Genomic DNA, 16,616 nt, shown 5'->3' on the forward strand with positions numbered 1-16,616 from the left:
GCCCCTCCCACCGGCTGCGGAACTCGCCGGCGAGTCACGCGGCGATCCTCTTGCGCCGCACCCAAGTTTAACTTAGCTTAGGTTTACCTAATTATCGATCGTGAAGTCGGGTACGCCCGCACTGGAGGTACCGATGGCGCCGACCGCCCCCGCCCCGTCCACCGCCGAACGCGTCCGCAGCGCCTGCGCACACGCCGAACAGGCCGTTCTCGCGCTGCCCGGCACCGACCCGACCCCTGTCCCGGTGCACTATCTGCGCCAGTGCGGCGATGTGGTGGTCGCGGTACCGAACGACAGCGCCGCGGTCTACGCCGCTCAGGAACAGGTCGCGGGTGCACCCGCCGTGCTCGAACTCACCGATCACGCCCCGTTGCCGCTGCGCGAACCGGTCCGGGCGCTGGTCTGGTTGCGCGGCTGGATCCGCGCGGTGCCCGCGCGCGCCCAGCGCACCCTGGTCACCGCGGTCGCGGAGGAATACCCGCACCCCGGCCTGCTCGATATCGGCCACACCACCACTCTGCTCCGATTGGTGTTGAACTCGGCGGTCGTCGCCGATTCGGCCGGCGCGGAGTCGGTCTGCGTCGACGATCTGCGACTCGCCAACCCGGACCCGTTCTGCGGGATGGAATCGGCCTGGTTGCAGCATCTGGACGCCGATCACGGCGATGTGGTCGCACAATTGGCCCGGCATCTGCCGGCCCGGCTGCGCCACGGCCGGATCCACCCACTGGCCATCGATCGCTACGGTCTCACCCTGCGTATCGAAGGAATCGACGGCGACCACGATTTCCGCCTGCCCTTCGCCACCCCCGCCGAAGATGTCGAAGCGCTGAGCCGGGCGGTACGCACCCTCGCCGGCTGCCCATTCCTCAACGGTTTGCGTTCCATCTGAACCCCGGCAGCCCACACACCCGCCGGGCCGCACACCTCGGCCAGCGCACCTCGCGCCGTGCACCTCGCGCCGCGCCTGCGGACAGTGGGCCCATAAGTTCGGTACATGAGCGAAAGCGGTTGGACGGTCGGCGACCGGCTGCGGGAGCAGCGGGCGATCCGGCTCGAAATTCTCGTCGTCCTGGGTGTCACATTCGGCCTGAGCGGGATCAATGCCGCGCTGTCGCTCCTGGAGAGCGCGCTGGCACCGGGCGGTGTCGGCGAGCAGACCGTCGCGTTGAATTCGTCACGGACGAGTCAGTCGGTGCTGGACCTGCTCTTCCAGCTGCTCAGTGTGGCGCGTTTGGCCGGGTGGGCGGGGCTCGCCCTCTACCTGCTGTGGCGCAGCGGGCTGGGACCTCGGGCGATCGGGCTGGCCCGGATGCGTTTGCGTCCCGATGTACTGCACGGACTGGTGCTCGCCGCGGTGATCGGGCTTCCCGGTTTGGGGCTGTATCTCATCGCCCAGGGCCTGGGGATCAATGTGACCATCGTCCCGGACGCACTGGCCGACCAATGGTGGCGGCTGCCGGCACTGGTGCTTTCCGCCTGCGCCAATTCGGGCGCCGAGGAGATCGTGGTGGTCGCCTATCTGCTGACCAGGCTGCGCGCGCTGGGCTGGTCGGATAATTCGGCCCTGGCCGCTTCGGCGCTGCTGCGTGGCAGCTATCACCTCTATCAGGGGCTCGGCGGAGGAATCGGCAACGTGGTGATGGGCGTGATCTTCGGGCGGTATTGGCAGCGCACCGGCCGGCTGTGGCCGTTGATCATCGCGCATGCGGTGATCGATGTGGTGGCCTATATCGGTTACGGCGTGTTGCGCGGGCGGGTGTCGTGGCTGCCGTGAGGTCCGCCGCGTAACCCGGCTGGACACGATCGGCGCCCCGACCTGGGGCGTAGTCCGGCCGGTTACAGCGCTAACGAACACGGGCGAGAACGATAAGTACAGTCTGATGATGATGAACGGCGACGACCCACGGATGCGCCGGGTGCCGCCGCAGAATGGAGCACCCGGACGAGGCCCCGCGCGCCGGCCCGTACCACCCCCGCCGCACGGCGGGCGGCCACCGGTCGAACCGCCGCAGGTCATCCGACGCGGTCCGGCCCCGGACCGGGGCGGCCGACCGGCCGAACGCTATGAACCGCCCCGGGCGTACTCACAGGCCCCCGAGGGACGGCAGGCCGCCCCCGCGCGCCCCCCAGCGCCGGGACGTGGCGGCAAACCCGGTCCACGCACGCATGCACCCACGCAACGACCGGTGCCCTACCGCGAATCCGAGTACGCACCCACCCAGCGCCCGGCTCCGGACCGCGGAGGTCGCAGGCGGCCACCGCCACCGGGCCGGGATGCGCCCTACGGCGGTGCCGCCCCGCGGCCGCGCCGCCGCCGGAAACGCCATATCGGCCGATGGGTCCTGGTTTTCCTGCTGGTGCTGGTCACCGCGCTCGTGTACGCGGTCGTGAAACTCGACGGTTCACTCACCCGGATCGACGCGCTCGGCGACTATGAGGACCGAGTGGGTAACACGGCGGGTACCAACTGGCTGCTCGTCGGGTCGGACAGCAGGGCCGGTCTCTCCGACGAAGAGGCGCAAGGCCTGGCCACAGGCGGTGAGGTCGGCGACGCACGCACCGACACCATCATCCTGGTGCATATCCCACCCTCGGGCCGCACCACCTTGGTGAGCCTGCCGCGTGATTCCTATGTCGGTATCCCGGGCTACGGCCAGGACAAACTCAATGCCGCGTTCGCTTTCGGCGGGGCGCCACTGCTCACCCAAACCGTGGAAATCGCGACCGGTCTGCACATCGATCATTACGCCGAGATCGGTTTCGCCGGTTTCGCGGGCGTGGTGGACGGGCTGGGTGGTATCGATGTGTGCGTACCGCAGGCCATCAACGATCCGCTGGCCGGCATCGATATCCCCGCGGGCTGTCAGGAATTGAACGGTCCCCAGGCGCTGGGCTTCGTGCGCAGCCGCGCCACCGCACTCGCCGATATCGACCGGATGAACAATCAGCGACTGTTCCTCTCGGCATTGCTGGAGAAGGCGACCAGCCCGGCCACCCTGGCCAACCCGTTCGCGCTGTGGCCCATGGCCAGTAATACCGCGCGTTCATTGACCGTCGACTCCGACGACCATATCTGGGACCTCGCCCGGCTGGGCTGGTCGTTGCGGGGCGACACCCTGGCGACGAGCGTCCCGGTCGGTGGATTCACCGATACGGCCAGCGGCAACGTCCTGTTGTGGGCGAAGCCCGATGCCAGCCGTTTCTTCGAAGCGCTGGCCGACGGCGATCCGATCCCGGCGGAGCTCACCACCGAATGAGTCCGCCGGGCCCGGCGGCGACCACTCGTTGCGGCCCGGCCCCCGCGCCCGGCCGCGGACGCGCGATAATCGATATATGCACGACAGCGACCTGGCTCAGCCGTTCATCGCCCTGCTCCGGGCCCAGGTACAGCACGGGCTCACCGCTTCGCAGCAGTATCTGGCCGCGGCGGTGTATTTCGATATCCAGCGGTTGCCGCGGCTGGCCGCGCACTGCTACGGACGGTCGGAACAGCAGCGCGGGCATGCGCTGCGGATCGTCCAGTATCTGATCGACCGGGATCTCGAGATCACCATCGGCGGCCTCGGCGAAGTGCGTCAGACCTTCGAATCACCTCATGCGGCAGTGGCTTTCCTGCTCGCCCGCGAGCAGACCCTGACCGATCAGGTCACCGAACTCGCCAAGGTCGCCCGGGAATGGGCGGATTTCCTCGGTGAACAATTCATGAGCTGGCTGCTCGAATGCCAGCAGCAGGATGTGGCCGGTATGTCGACCCTGCTGGCTGTGATCGATCGCTCAGCCGGGAATTTGTTCGATGTCGAGGAGTTCGTGGCCCGCGAGCTGCCCGCGGTCGCACCACAAACGAACAGCTCGGTGCCGAAAATAGCCGGAGCCAGCAGAAATAAATAAGGCAACACTATCCTTATTCGAATAAGGCAACACTAGCCTCAATAAGGCTGCACTTGGATGACATAGCCCCTTTGCGGCGTTAATGTCAAGGCATGTCCAATCATCCGGAGAGCCCCCGCAGCAAATTCCACGGATTGCTGCACGATCAAATTCGGCACGAGTTCAACGCCGAGCACCAGTACATCGCCATCGCCGTGTGGTACGACAACGCCGACCTGCCCCAACTCGCGAAGCGGTTCTACGCGCAGGCCGTCGAAGAACGCAATCACGCGATGATGATCGTCCAATATTTCCTGGATCGGGATATCAGCGTCGACATTTCCGGCGTCGATGCAGCAAAGTCGCATTTCGAGAATTCCCGCGAGCCGATCGCGCTGGCACTCGATCAGGAGAAGACCGTTACCGACCAGATTGTTCAGCTGGCGAGCACGGCCCGCGAAGAAGGCGATTATCTGGGCGAGCAGTTCATGCAGTGGTTCCTCAAGGAGCAGGTCGAGGAAGTCGCGAAGATGACCACGCTGCTCACTGTCGCCGACCGCGCCGGTTCGAACCTGTTCGATCTCGAGGAATTCATCGCCCGCGAGATGAGCGACGACCCGACCTATGCGCCGGGCTCGCCGTCGGTGGCCGGCGGCCATATCTGATAACTGGACAGTCCGCCCCGCCGGGTAGCCGCCGCAATGCGGACAGCTCGGACGGGGCTCGTGGACTGTTTCCCGGGTGATGAATTGGGAGCATCGGCCGTCCCGGCCTACTGCGCCGAGGCCGGGCGGCCGATGCTCCAGCACGTCAGCCGGCGCCGGGTCGTGTGTCGGCTGACGTTCGTCGCCGGGGGGTTCCAGAAACGGCGACCCCTGAAACCTAGCGGAGATCAGCTTCGGAAAGAAGGGTTTTTCGGAAATTTCTCCGTTTTATTCAGCGAAGGGTCACCTGACGCGACCGCAGCCCGTCCCGTGAACGCCGCTGCTCCGAGGTCAGCGGGGCGTCGACCGCCAGCGCCTCGGTCAAGCGCTCTCCGAATTCCGTTGCCGGAGTAGCCCATTCGCTCACATGACGGTCCGGGTCGAGATCGAAGACCGGTACCAGCAGCCCGTGCGTACGGAACGAACCGGCAAACCGCGAACCCTCACCGAGATGCAGCCCGCCCGCCGCGTGCAACCTGGCCAGCGCCAGCATCAGATCGTCTTCCGACTCCGGCCGGACCCAGCGCAGATGAGCTTTCTCGCCGGCATCCACCCACCAGGGCGCACCGATCGACGCGGGCCCCAGATCCAGTCGATCCGACGGCATGATGGCCTCTTTGGCCTGCTCGATGGTGGCGGCGATCTGCGGATCGGGCTGCACCCCTTCCGGCACCCACCAATCGAAATCCTGGTGCACCACCAGATCCAGTGCAGCGTCGGCCACGATCACATCGGAAAGCGCGGGCCCGCCCGGCGCGGCATGCGCCACGGCCAGCGAATCACCGGGTTCGGCGGATTGCGCCCAGAGAATCGACGCCGCGATATCCGCGGCCGGATCCGCCGTCGGGGCCTGTACCTGCACACCGATGTATCCGGTCGGTGTATCGGCGGCGCGTACCAGGGCCGCCACCGCACCGGGCAGCACGGTCGCCAGGACTACCGGTCGCTCGGCGGCGACTCCGGGAGCGAGCGCCAACTCGGCGGTCGCCGACGGGACGAACTCGCGCAGCGCGACCAGATCGCATTCCGCGGCCAGTCCCTCGAAAGGACGGGCGACGGCAGTTTCGGCCTCCTGCAACGCCGCCCGCCGCTCGGCCAGACGCTGGGCCCGGTTGCCGCCGGGTTTCGGACTATTGCGTTTGCTCTTACCCACGGCTGGTCAAATTACACGGCATACCGGTCAACCGGCGGCAGGCCACTCGGTTCGGAGCCCGGCGAGTAGCCGCTTCAGCGGTTGGCGAGGACAGCCTTCGCCCGGCCCGGATGGTTCGTCGCCACCCAGCTCACCCCGAGATCCGCGCACAGCGCGATATCGTCGGGTTCGTCGACCGTCCAGCAGTAGGTCGCCCGGCCGGCCGCGGCGGCCTTGTCCACCAGCTCCGGATGTTCGCGCAGTGTTTTCACCGAGGGGCCCACCGCGGTGGCACCCACGGTGGTCGCCGCACTTCCGCCCAGATAGCGGGAGGATTCGCCGAGCAGCACGGTCGGCAGCAACGGCGCCGCCCGCCGAATCCGCCAGACCGCGGTGGCCGCGAACGACATCACCACCGCACGCGAATGGGCCGCCGACGCCGGGGTGGCGATTCCGAAACGCTGTAGTTCGGCCAGCACCTTGTTCTCCACCAGCGACCCGTATCGGACCGGGTGTTTGGTCTCGATGAACAGTTTCGTCGGCCGGCTGCGCCAATCCAGCACCAGGCCGATGAGTTCGCTCAGCGTGAGCACACCGGCCGGGGCTCCGTCACCGAAGTCCAGTTCCTTCAGCTCGGCCAGCGTCAGCTCGCTGACCAATCCGGTACCGCTGGAGGTGCGGTCCACCGTGCGGTCGTGCACGCAGACCAGATGACCGTCGCGGGTGAGCCGCACATCGCATTCGACCCCGTCGGCCCCCTCTTCCAGCGCCAGTTCGTAGGCCGCCAGCGTATGTTCCGGACGCGCGGCCGAGGCGCCGCGGTGCGCGACCACGAACGGCGCACGCGGGCCCTGGACCGACTGGTCGCTGTGCTCGCTCACTGGGCCACAACCTCCTGTGCTGCTCCTCGGTCGGCACCATCCCGGGATTCCGCCGATCCGGCGTCCGGCGCCCTGCTCACCGTAGCGGCACCGCCCGGATGCACCGGTTCGATCAACGGCGTGGCCGGGTCGACGGCCACCACCCAGCGGTGGGCGAGCCGGTCCCGGCCGCGTAGATCGCGGCCCTCGACCGTGCGCACGACCCAGAGTGTCAGCACGGCGACAGCGGCCGCGGCGAGATCGGTCAACGCGGTGAACAGCACGCCGTCGGCCTGGGCCTGCAGCGAGTCGGCGGTCCGCCAGAACAGGGCCCCCACCGCGAGCAGACCGCCGAGAACCCAGACCGCCCACCAGATCCGCACCGCCCGCAACGGGCGCGGATCGCCGCGTTCGGCCAGCACCTCCGAGAGGAAGACGCCTGGCCAGATCAGGTTCACCACCGGAATCAGGCAGCCCAGCGCCAGAATGCGCGGTGAACGCGGGTCCCGGCGGCCGGTCGCGGCGAAGGTGGCGCGACGCACCTCGATCAGCCAGCCCAGCGCGGCCACCGCGGCGACCAGCGCCATGATCAACGCGAACAGCGCGGCAGTGTTCACGAGCGCGTCGGAGAACCACAGCAGCGGCGGTTCGATCAGCCGGGTGCGATTGCGCAGCAGAAGCAGGTATCGGCCGAGTTCGGCCACGGCGGCCAGGCCGAACAGCACCGCGGTGGACAGTAGCGCGGTGTACACCCAGCGGGTGAGCGTGCTCAGCGGACGGGGCTGTTCGCGGTCCTGTGCGGCTACCGGGCGGTCCTGCAGCCCCCAGCGCGGAATCTCGGTATATCGGGGTGTCCCCGCGGAAACCCGGCCCGATCCGGTGACCCGGCCGGAACGGTCGAGGCGACCGGGACGGCGGGCGACCCAGCGGTAATTACGGCGCTGCGGCGGGGCGTCGATCGGGCCCGGGGACAGCAGAACGCCGCGGCACCGCGGGCACCAGTGCATCGGCGTACCCTGCACCGCCCAGCGTGTACCGCAGCGGGCACAAGGCTGCACCACCGTACTCACCGCGCACCTCGCAATTCGTCAGTAGATCGTCGCGGGCCCGGGGCCCTCGCCGGCCAGCGGCCGGCCGAGTTGCTGCCAGGCCACCATGCCGCCGGCCACGTTGACCGCTTCGTATCCGATGTTCACCAGATACTTGACCGCCTCGATCGAGCGTCCGCCCTGCCGGCAGATGACATACAGGTCGGCGTCGGGATCCAGTTCGCCGTAACGCGCCGGGATATCGGACAGTGGGATGTGCACGGCGCCCGGCGCATGGCCGAGCTGCCACTCGTCGTCCTCACGCACATCGAGCAGGACGACGGCAGCCGCCTCCGCCTGCCCGGGCGGCTGATCGAATTCGGCCGGTACGGCCTCGACCGATACCGACGGGACCCCGAAGCTCGTCACGTTACTGATCCTGCCACAACCGCCGGTACCGCCGCCGGGTCCGGGGCGAGCGTCCGCAGGGACGCCCGGTCACCGCCGGCCGATGGTCCGCGACGGTCCGGACCGAACCGACACGCCGGGCGCTGCCGAAAATTCGCCGGATCGGGATAACGCATCGACCCGATCCCACACCGGCCCTGTCCAGAACGGCCGGGTGATGAGTAATATGCATAATTCACACCGTGTCCCGGCGCGATCAGCTACCATTCAGCGCACCATTATCCCAGGTTCCCCGGATCGACGGCTCGACCTGCGGTAACGGTGGATCCGAACGGCCGATCCGGTACTCCCCTCCAAAAAATCCCGGAGCGGCCGTCCGGCCACCGCATCGCGCCGCGCCCCGTCGCGACTCGATAACCAGTTGGACGCCGCCGGCGCCGAATCGGTTCCACCGGAACCGGAAAAATGAAAAATCCCCTGATCCCAGTACTGATCTCGGTAATCTGGCGCCATGACATCGACCAGGGGGTTACTCGACGAATTGGACAAGGCCGGCCTCGACAAAGCACTCTCGGAGGCCGGATGCCTGGGATCGACAGTCGATTCCGAGGCAAAACGACTGGTACTCGACCTCGAGGTGCTGATACTGCCGGAGCAAACCACCGGCATCGCCACCGCCGACGCCGCCCCGGGCGCCCACACGGAACGGGTGCAGCTCATCTTCCACGGGGTCACAAGAATTGCCGCATCGTTGCGGATGCAGCGGTGGGACGATCTGGAACCGCAAATCCTGCCGCTGGAGCTCACCGGCCTCGACGCCGCGGTGGCCAGCTTCGGCGGTAGCCGGCTCCACGGCTGGGAATTCATCGACCTGGACGACAGCAGCTGGACGCTGTGGAGCGAACTGCTCAGTTTCGATACCACCATCGATACCCGGATCTCCCGGCATGTCCTGGAGTTCTCCCAGGAAGAAGGGGTCGATCCGCGCGAACTCGATATCCGGGTCTGGTTCGATTCGGTGACCGCACAGCGCGACGACGGGGAACCCATCCCGCTACCGGATCTGTTCTCCGGTTCGCAACGCTGGTGGGCCGCCCACGACAAGGGCGACCCCCGCGCATCACATCCGGGTATCGCACCGCCGTTGTGAGCCGTCGCCCGGCGGCCCGCAGCGGAGGCCACCGGGAAAGATCTGCCGCACCGCGACTTCCATCGCTCGGAGAGCGCGGCGGGTGGCGGCGGCCGGTGTAGGTGATCTCCGTGCCGGGTCCGGCCGCTATCTTCGCCTTCCGCGCCGGACAGGTCGCGACCCGCATCCGACCAGGTCGGCGCCGGCGGACAGCGGCGGGTGTATCACAGGACCGGAACAAAAATGGTCGGTTTCGGTCCGATGTGGAATGGTGGGGTGTCGGGGCGAGTTGGACCGATCGGGTGTACGAATGGTCGGGAGCATCCCGTACAGGACGCGCTCGACCCGACAAGGAAGGGACATCGTGGCTGAGTACACGCTGCCAGATCTGGATTACGACTACGGCGCCCTGGAGCCGCATATCTCCGGGCAGATCAACGAGATTCACCACTCGAAGCACCACGCGACCTACGTCGCCGGGGTGAACACCGCGCTGGAGAAGCTCGAAGCCGCGCGCGAAGCCGGCGATCACGGCGCCATCTTCCTGCACGAGAAGAACCTCGCATTCCACCTGGGCGGTCACGTCAACCACTCCATCTGGTGGAAGAACCTCTCCCCCAACGGCGGCGACAAGCCGACGGGTGAGCTGGCCGCCGCCATCGACGACCAGTTCGGATCGTTCGACAAGTTCCGCGCGCAGTTCACCGCCGCGGCCAACGGCCTGCAGGGCTCCGGCTGGGCGGTGCTCGGCTACGACACGCTCGGCCAGAAGCTGCTGACCTTCCAGCTCTACGACCAGCAGGCCAATGTCCCGCTGGGCATCATCCCGCTGCTGCAGGTCGATATGTGGGAGCACGCCTTCTACCTGCAGTACAAGAACGTCAAAGCCGACTACGTGAAGGCCTTCTGGAACGTGGTCAACTGGGCCGACGTCCAGGAGCGTTTCGCCAAGGCCACCAGTCAGGCGAAGGGCCTCATCTTCGGCTGATCGCCTACGTCGTATCGCCGGTTTGCTCTCCGGCCGGTGAACGGCCGGCCCCAGGGCCGACGAACGATACAGCGCACCGAGCCCGCGGACCATGGGGTCCGCGGGCATTTCGGTATTTCCAGGTGAACTGGCACTCTCTGGCACTTGTGTGCCAGACGACTTCTGGGAGATGCTCGAAGCGCATAACAGATGGGCAAGGCCGCCCCGGTATCCGTACGGGAGGCATCATGCGCGGCAACGGTCAAATCGGCGTGACGCCATTCCACGCCGGCGGAACACTGCGCGGTTTCGTGATCTCCGGCCGCTGGCCGGACACGACCAAGGAATGGTCACAACTACTGGTGCTCGCGGTACGTGTGGCCTCCATGCCCGGCCTGCTCACCACCTCGACCGTCTTCGGAGTTCGCGAAGACCTACCCGATGATCCGGCACCCGATACGGTCGGGCTGGTGATCGCGGAGGGCCCGGTGCTGGGCGAGGAGGGTGTGCAACCGGGACTTTTCGGCGAGCACACACCGCCCGCCCTGTTCATGCTGCATCCCCCGGCGGAAACCAACCCCTCACTACCGGAATGCACAGGTGCCGCTTCCGGATGCGTACTGCTGCCAGGGCTGCCGCACCTCGGGCTGGAACACCGGGCCGCCTGGGCCGAGGCCGAGGCGGACGGGACGGTTACTTCCCTGGTCAGCAGGGTGGGACTGGACCCGATCAGCGATCCCGATACCGCCGTACTGGCCATGTTGCTCGCCGCCTGATCCGGTGCCGAGCCCGGCAGATCTCCGGGCTCGCGACGATACCGCCATCGGCCGTTCCACAATCGGAGGCGGCCGAACCGCTGGTTACTGCAGCTTCGACAAGATCTCCGCGAGCTTGTCCATGACAGCTTGCTGGCCTTGCTGCAAGGTGGCAACGTCGGCGCGCAGCTCCGCCTGTCCGGTGTCGAGCCGGGCCTGCCCGGTTTCGAGCCGAGACTGCCCCGCCCGCAGCTCCTGAATATCGGCACGCAGCTTGGTCTGCCCGGCTTCGAGCCGAGCTTGGCCGGTCCGCAGATCCTGGACGTCCGCGTGCAGACTGCCGAGCTCCCCCACAACCGCATTGTGGTTGCTATCGATCCGGGCTCGGAGACCCCGGACCGATTCCGGTTCCCGATCGCGCTCGTTGATTATCTGCACAACCTGGGCTTCCAGCACAGCCAAGCGGTTCTCGATCGACATCTGACGTGATCCTCTCGTTGGTCGGTAGTGTACCGAGCGACCGGGCCCATCAGGCTTACGTTCGGTCACACGGCTCACGGTTCTCGGTGATCCGGCCGCTCACCGGCCGGACGCATTTCCCACAACTCGCAAGGACACTTCGGCCACACCTCGGTCCGACCTGGCGAGGACCCCACGCTTCGATTCAGGGCTCGCGATCTGATTGCTGGAGTGATGCCATAAAACCGTTCCGGACGACCGGATAACGGTTATCAGGGTCCCCTAACTATGTCGCTACCTTACCCAAACTTATTGCCGGAAGCCATGTTTCACAGTTGCGTAATTGCGACACCGACGTCGATGCGATAGAGTTGCCGACAGCGAAGGGGAGTAGCCCCCAATCACGCGGTCGACATACTGACCACGCCGCCCCGGGTGGCGGGTCCGGTCGCGTGAACCGGTACCCCGGTGGGCGAGACCTTCGGCCGGACAGCTATCGCGTTGCCGGCCGGAGGCAATCTGTATCCGGCCGGTGAACCGGAGGATCGGGAGCCCCTGGAGATGATCGCCACCATCGGACTCGCCATCGGTATCGTTTTCCTTGCCGAACTGGGCGATAAGTCCCAGCTCATGGCGTTGACCTTTGCCCTGCGCTATCGCTGGTGGGTGGTCCTCGGCGGGATCACCGCGGCGACGGCCGCCGTGCACGTGCTCTCGGTCGCCATCGGCCATTTCCTGGGTTCCGCCCTACCCACGACAGCCATCGCCTGGGTTGCGGCGGTGACCTTCCTCGCAGTCGGTATCTGGACGCTGCGCGAACTTACCGGAGACGATGGCGGCGAACCGTCACCGCCGAGGTTCGCCACCGCCGCGCCCTTCTTCGTCGTCCTCTCCGCCTTCCTGCTGGCCGAACTCGGCGACCGCACCATGTTCGCCACAGCTGCGCTCGCCACCGACAACAACTGGGCGGGGGTCTGGCTGGGCTCGACCATCGGGATGGTCGCGGCCGACGCGCTGGCCATCGCCGCGGGGATTCTGCTGGGCAAACACCTCCCCGAACGGGCCATCGGATTCGGCTCGGGGCTGCTGTTCCTGTTCATCGGCGCACTGACCGCCCTGAACACCGCGGCCCCGGCGATCGGCCTGCTACCGGCGATCGGTCTCGCGCTGGCGGCGCCTGCCGCGGCAGCCCTGACACTGTGGTGGCTGCACACCCGCCGGATGGCCCGGGAAATGGCCGTGACCTCGGCAGACACCGTGGATATCGGCGAGCGACCGGCCGGTGGCCAGCGCTAGCATCCGATGACCGATCGGCGCAAGGGGACCGTCCACGACCCCGGCGCATCCACGGGCTAGGGTGCAATTGACGTTAGGCCAACTGGCTTGTCACGAACGAGAGGACCATCGTGGAGATTTCGGGTTCCGCCGCCATCGTCACCGGGGGCGCGTCCGGTCTGGGCGCCGCCACCGCCAAGCGTTTCGCCGATCTGGGCGCCACCGTCTTCGGGCTCGACGTACCGCAGTCGATCGAGCGCGCCGGCGACAATGTCCCCGACGGGGTCACCCTGCTCGCCGCCGATGTCACCAGCCACGACGAGGTCGCCGCCGCCGTCGCCAAGGTGGTCGAATCGGGTATCCCGCTGCGCATCGTGGTCAACTGCGCCGGCGTCGGCTGGGCCGGGCGCATCCTGTCCAAGAACGGCCCGCACGATCTCGAGCTGTTCCGCACGGTGATCACCGTCAACCTGCTCGGTAGCTTCAACGTCATGCGGCTCGCCGCCGACGCCATCGCCAAGACCGATGCGGTGGACGAGGCCGGACAGCGCGGCGTCGTGATCAACACCGCCTCCGTGGCCGCGTTCGAGGGCCAGATCGGCCAGATCGCCTACTCGGCGTCGAAGGGCGGCGTGCACGGTATGACCGTTCCGGCCGCGCGCGACCTCGCGCAGTTCGGTATCCGCGTCAACACCATCGCCCCCGGCATCATCGACACCCCGATGCTGGCGGGTGTCACCGAGGAATACCGCCAGGGTCTCGAGGCCGGCGTCCCGTTCCCGTCGCGGCTGGGCCGTCCGGACGAGTACGCACAGCTCTCGCAGTACATCGTCGAGCACGACTACCTCAACGGCGAAACGATCCGGATGGACGGCGCGCTGCGTATGGCGCCGCGGTAACCTCCGGCCCGCAATATACGACCGCAACGCCCGCCGCCCGGAAACGGACGGCGGGCGTTGGTTGTACAACGATGGTGTGCAGCTATCCGCTGCCCCCGGCCGGGATCTTCGTCCGCCAGGCGTCACAGGCCGCGCGGAGGGTCAGCCTGCGACACCCCGAGCCGGAGCGGAACCGACTGCGGCACAGCCGCCTCCGGTAGTGGGTACCTCGCCGGACCCTTCAGTTTCTCGTCGGCCGAATCCGCGGTCCTGTATCCGCGTTCGGGTAGGCCGAGGGTCTTGCCCGAGTCGGCACCATCCCGGCCGGAAAGCCGGACGGCGAGCGTTCGCCTTCCAGGTGCGTTACTACAGGAGGCCGGTTCGATCGGCGAAGGGGCCGGCAGCCGCTACGCGTGCCCGCCAGGCATCGCAGATCCGCCGGATTGCCCACTTCTGATCGTTGCCGTCGATACGGCATCCGTCGCGCGTGTAGTCCCACCGGTCGTAACCGTCCTCGTCGTAACCGTCTTCGTCGTAACCCCACGTGTCGAAGCCGTCGCGATCATAGCCTTCGCGGTCATAACCCCACCGGTCGAAGCCTTCCTTGTCGTAACCGCGGTTATCGCGACCGAATCGGTCATAGCCTTCGCGGTCGTACCCCCACCGGTCGTAGCCCTGGCGGTCATAACCCCACCGGTCGTAGCCGGAGGAGTCATAGTCATCGGAGACGGGGGCGAGGTGCGTCGTGATCGGACCGATCCCTGGTTCCGCCGACGCCGGTGCCACTGCCAGGACGGGGGCAGCGAACAGCGCGCCGAGCAGCACGATCCGAAGCGAGGTGTAGCGCAATCCACGGCGCGCCGCAGTGGTGGTCGACATGATCGATCTCCTATCCGGAACACGATTCGCGTGTTCCGGATAATCCATCGCCCGTACCCCTTGACGAATTACAAACCGCAGGTCGAAGTCGGGGCGAAAACCTGTGCGCCCGAAAAGGGTTCGGATGATGTGCCGGTCAGCCCATGCTGCGCCCCGGCCGAACAGAGCCGTTTCCGGTGCTCGACCTCGGGTATGCGATGGCCGCAGCAGCGAAATCGGGAAAGCCGCGTCGTCCTCGGCCACCTCATTCCATGGGTGCCCCTGGGGAATTCGAGAGGAGGCCGCGGGGCACGCCGCGGCCTCCTTCCGGTCAGAGCGTACGCGTCAGCCGGTCGGCGAGGATCTGCGCGAACTTGGCCGGATCCTTCAGTTCCCCGCCTTCGGCCAGCACAGCCGTGCCGTACAGGAGTTCGGCGGTCTCGATGAGCTCGGGGACCTTCCCCTCATCGGCGTCGTCCTTGCGGGTGTCGTAGGCATCGCGAAGCCCGGTCACCAGCGGGTGGGTGGGGTTGAGCTCGAGGATCCGTTTGAACTGCGGCAGTTCCTGCCCCGAGGCCCGATACATGCGTTCCAGCATCGGGGTCATATCGAAGACATCACCGACCAGGCAGACCGGCGAGGAGGTGAGGCGGGAGCTGAGGCGGACCTCTTTGACACTGCCCTCCAGCGTTTTACCCAGCCAGGTCAGCACCTCGGCGAAATCCTTGTCCTGCTGTTCGCGCAGGGCCTCGGATTCCTTCTTCTCCTCCTCGGTTTCCAGATCGACCTCGCCCTTGGCGATCGACTGCAGCGGTTTGCCGTCGAACTCCGTGACCGATCCGACCCACATCTCGTCGACGGGATCGGTGAGGATCAGCACCTCGCGCCCCTTGGCGCGGAACGCCTCCAGATGCGGTGATTTCTCCACCTGTTCCCGGGATTCGCCGGTCATGTAGTAGATCGCGTCCTGGCCCTCGGGCATCCGCTCCACGTACTGCGCCAGTGTGGTGGCCTCGGTATCGGAGTGGGTGGAGGTGAACGACGACACCTCGAGGATGGTGGCCTGGTTGTCGAAATCGGCAAGCAGGCCCTCCTTGAGGACCCGGCCGAATTCCTGCCAGAAGGTGCGGTATTTGGTCTGGTCCTCGGCGCCCTGCAGCTCCTTGACGGTGCTCAGCACCTTCTTGACCAGGCGTTTGCGGATCATCTGGATCTGCCGGTCCTGCTGCAGGATTTCGCGGGACACGTTCAGCGACAGATCCTGCGCATCCACCACACCCTTGACGAAGCGCAGGTACTCCGGCATCAGCTCTTCGCAGTTGTCCATGATGAACACGCGTTTCACGTAGAGCTGCACACCGCGTTTGTGCTCGCGGGTGAACAGGTCGAACGGCGCCTGCGACGGCAGGAACAGCAGCGCCTGATATTCGAAGGTGCCCTCGGCCTTGAGCGGGATGGTCTCCAGCGGCTCGTCCCAGGCGTGGCTGACGTGCTTGTAGAACTCGTGGTACTCCTCCTCGGAGACCTCGCCCTTGGGGCGGGTCCAGAGGGCCTTCATCGAGTTGAGCGTCTGCTCCTCGACGACGGTCTTCTCCTGTTTGTCCTCGCCTTCACCCTCGGTGACGGTCCGCTCGACCTGCATCCGGATCGGCCAGGCGATGAAATCGGAGTACTTCTTGACGATCTCGCGGAGCTTGTACTCCTGCGTGTAGTCGAAGAGGTGATCCTCGGCGTCGGCCGGTTTCAGATGCAGCGTCACCGCGCTGCCCTGCGGCGCCTCGTCGAGGGTTTCGATGGTGTACGAACCGGAGCCGGCCTCGGACTGCCAGCGGGTCGCGGTGGTCTCACCCGCGCGGCGGGTGGTCAGCTCGACCTTGTCGGCCACCATGAACGTCGAATAGAAGCCGATACCGAACTGGCCGATCAGCTCCTCGGCGGCGGCATCGGATTTGGCCTCGTTGAGTTTGCGGCGCAGTTCGGCGGTACCGGACTTCGCCAGGGTTCCGATCAGGTCCACCACTTCGGCACGCGACATGCCGATGCCGTTGTCCCGGACCGTGAGGATCCGCCGATCGGCGTCGACCTCCAGCTCGATATGCAGGTCGTCGGTGTCGACGTGCAGATCCTTGTCCCGATAGGACTCCAGCCGCAGCTTGTCCAGCGCGTCGGAAGCGTTCGAGATCAGCTCCCGCAGGAACGTGTCTTTGTTGGAGTAGACCGAGTGGATCATCAGCTCGAGCAGCTGATGGGTCTCGGCCTGGAACTCGAGTTGTTCGACGTGCTCTGTCACGCT

The 16,616-nt window shown here is 66.7% G+C and carries 17 protein-coding genes; 10 read left to right on the forward strand and 7 right to left on the reverse strand.

Translation table 11 applies throughout. From position 1 onward, the window contains the following. Positions 1-133: 133 nt before the first annotated feature. The 5 genes from ACFWPH_RS13185 (at position 134) to ACFWPH_RS13205 (ending at position 4,535) form a co-directional block, all read left to right on the forward strand. The gene (locus tag ACFWPH_RS13185) at positions 134-892 is read left to right on the forward strand and encodes a DUF2470 domain-containing protein (protein WP_378750741.1); all 759 of its coding nucleotides are present in this window, start codon (positions 134-136) and stop codon (positions 890-892) included. Between the two features lie 105 nt (positions 893-997). Next, entirely contained in the window at positions 998-1,777 is a 780-nt protein-coding gene (locus ACFWPH_RS13190; protein ID WP_378750500.1) for a CPBP family intramembrane glutamic endopeptidase, read from the forward strand. Between the two features lie 133 nt (positions 1,778-1,910). Further along, entirely contained in the window at positions 1,911-3,260 is a 1,350-nt protein-coding gene (locus tag ACFWPH_RS13195; protein WP_378750743.1) for an LCP family protein, read from the forward strand. A 76-nt stretch (positions 3,261-3,336) separates the two neighbouring features. Further along, positions 3,337-3,891: a ferritin gene (locus ACFWPH_RS13200; RefSeq protein ID WP_378750502.1), complete on the forward strand. Its 555-nt coding sequence runs from the start codon at positions 3,337-3,339 to the stop codon at positions 3,889-3,891. Between the two features lie 92 nt (positions 3,892-3,983). Next, positions 3,984-4,535: a ferritin gene (locus ACFWPH_RS13205; RefSeq protein ID WP_033243815.1), complete on the forward strand. Its 552-nt coding sequence runs from the start codon at positions 3,984-3,986 to the stop codon at positions 4,533-4,535. Positions 4,536-4,806: 271 nt separating this feature from the next. Here ACFWPH_RS13205 and ACFWPH_RS13210 read toward each other — a convergent pair whose 3' ends face one another. From ACFWPH_RS13210 to ACFWPH_RS13225, 4 genes are all read right to left on the reverse strand, one after another. Then, entirely contained in the window at positions 4,807-5,727 is a 921-nt protein-coding gene (locus ACFWPH_RS13210) for a DUF5926 family protein (RefSeq protein ID WP_378750505.1), read from the reverse strand. Positions 5,728-5,801: 74 nt separating this feature from the next. Then, a complete protein-coding gene (locus ACFWPH_RS13215) occupies positions 5,802-6,587 on the reverse strand; it encodes a glycerophosphodiester phosphodiesterase (protein WP_378750507.1) in 786 nt (261 codons plus the stop codon). Further along, a complete protein-coding gene (locus ACFWPH_RS13220) occupies positions 6,584-7,636 on the reverse strand; it encodes a DUF4328 domain-containing protein (protein WP_378750509.1) in 1,053 nt (350 codons plus the stop codon). The genes ACFWPH_RS13215 and ACFWPH_RS13220 overlap by 4 nt, the downstream gene beginning before the upstream one ends. A gap of 18 nt (positions 7,637-7,654) precedes the next feature. Next, positions 7,655-8,023, reverse strand: a complete 369-nt coding sequence (locus tag ACFWPH_RS13225) for a rhodanese-like domain-containing protein (protein ID WP_280415898.1) — start codon at positions 8,021-8,023, stop codon at positions 7,655-7,657. Positions 8,024-8,513: 490 nt separating this feature from the next. Between ACFWPH_RS13225 and ACFWPH_RS13230 the strand changes: the two genes are divergently transcribed. The 3 genes from ACFWPH_RS13230 (at position 8,514) to ACFWPH_RS13240 (ending at position 10,874) form a co-directional block, all read left to right on the forward strand. After that, positions 8,514-9,152, forward strand: a complete 639-nt coding sequence (locus ACFWPH_RS13230; protein WP_378750511.1) for a hypothetical protein — start codon at positions 8,514-8,516, stop codon at positions 9,150-9,152. A 343-nt stretch (positions 9,153-9,495) separates the two neighbouring features. After that, on the forward strand, positions 9,496-10,119 hold the full coding sequence (locus tag ACFWPH_RS13235) for a superoxide dismutase (protein WP_033243809.1): 624 nt from the start codon (positions 9,496-9,498) through the stop codon (positions 10,117-10,119). 227 nt (positions 10,120-10,346) lie between these two features. Continuing rightward, positions 10,347-10,874 (forward strand): peptidase, encoded by a 528-nt coding sequence (locus ACFWPH_RS13240; RefSeq protein ID WP_378750514.1) that lies wholly within the window; start codon positions 10,347-10,349, stop codon positions 10,872-10,874. Between the two features lie 84 nt (positions 10,875-10,958). Here ACFWPH_RS13240 and ACFWPH_RS13245 read toward each other — a convergent pair whose 3' ends face one another. Continuing rightward, a complete protein-coding gene (locus ACFWPH_RS13245; protein ID WP_378750516.1) occupies positions 10,959-11,333 on the reverse strand; it encodes a hypothetical protein in 375 nt (124 codons plus the stop codon). 540 nt (positions 11,334-11,873) lie between these two features. Here ACFWPH_RS13245 and ACFWPH_RS13250 point away from each other — a divergent pair. Together ACFWPH_RS13250 and ACFWPH_RS13255 are read left to right on the forward strand one after the other, a co-directional pair. Next, complete coding sequence (locus ACFWPH_RS13250; RefSeq protein WP_378750745.1) at positions 11,874-12,608, forward strand: TMEM165/GDT1 family protein; 735 nt, start codon at positions 11,874-11,876, stop codon at positions 12,606-12,608. Positions 12,609-12,718: 110 nt separating this feature from the next. Then, positions 12,719-13,486: an SDR family NAD(P)-dependent oxidoreductase gene (locus ACFWPH_RS13255; protein ID WP_062971686.1), complete on the forward strand. Its 768-nt coding sequence runs from the start codon at positions 12,719-12,721 to the stop codon at positions 13,484-13,486. Positions 13,487-13,831: 345 nt separating this feature from the next. Here ACFWPH_RS13255 and ACFWPH_RS13260 read toward each other — a convergent pair whose 3' ends face one another. Together ACFWPH_RS13260 and htpG are read right to left on the reverse strand one after the other, a co-directional pair. Beyond that, on the reverse strand, positions 13,832-14,587 hold the full coding sequence (locus ACFWPH_RS13260; RefSeq protein WP_378750518.1) for a hypothetical protein: 756 nt from the start codon (positions 14,585-14,587) through the stop codon (positions 13,832-13,834). 67 nt (positions 14,588-14,654) lie between these two features. Continuing rightward, positions 14,655-16,613 (reverse strand): molecular chaperone HtpG, encoded by a 1,959-nt coding sequence (gene htpG, locus ACFWPH_RS13265; protein ID WP_378750520.1) that lies wholly within the window; start codon positions 16,611-16,613, stop codon positions 14,655-14,657. Between the last annotated feature and the right edge of the window lie 3 nt (positions 16,614-16,616).

The sequence above is a fragment of the Nocardia sp. NPDC058499 genome (assembly GCF_042719915.1).
GTDB lineage: Bacteria > Actinomycetota > Actinomycetes > Mycobacteriales > Mycobacteriaceae > Nocardia.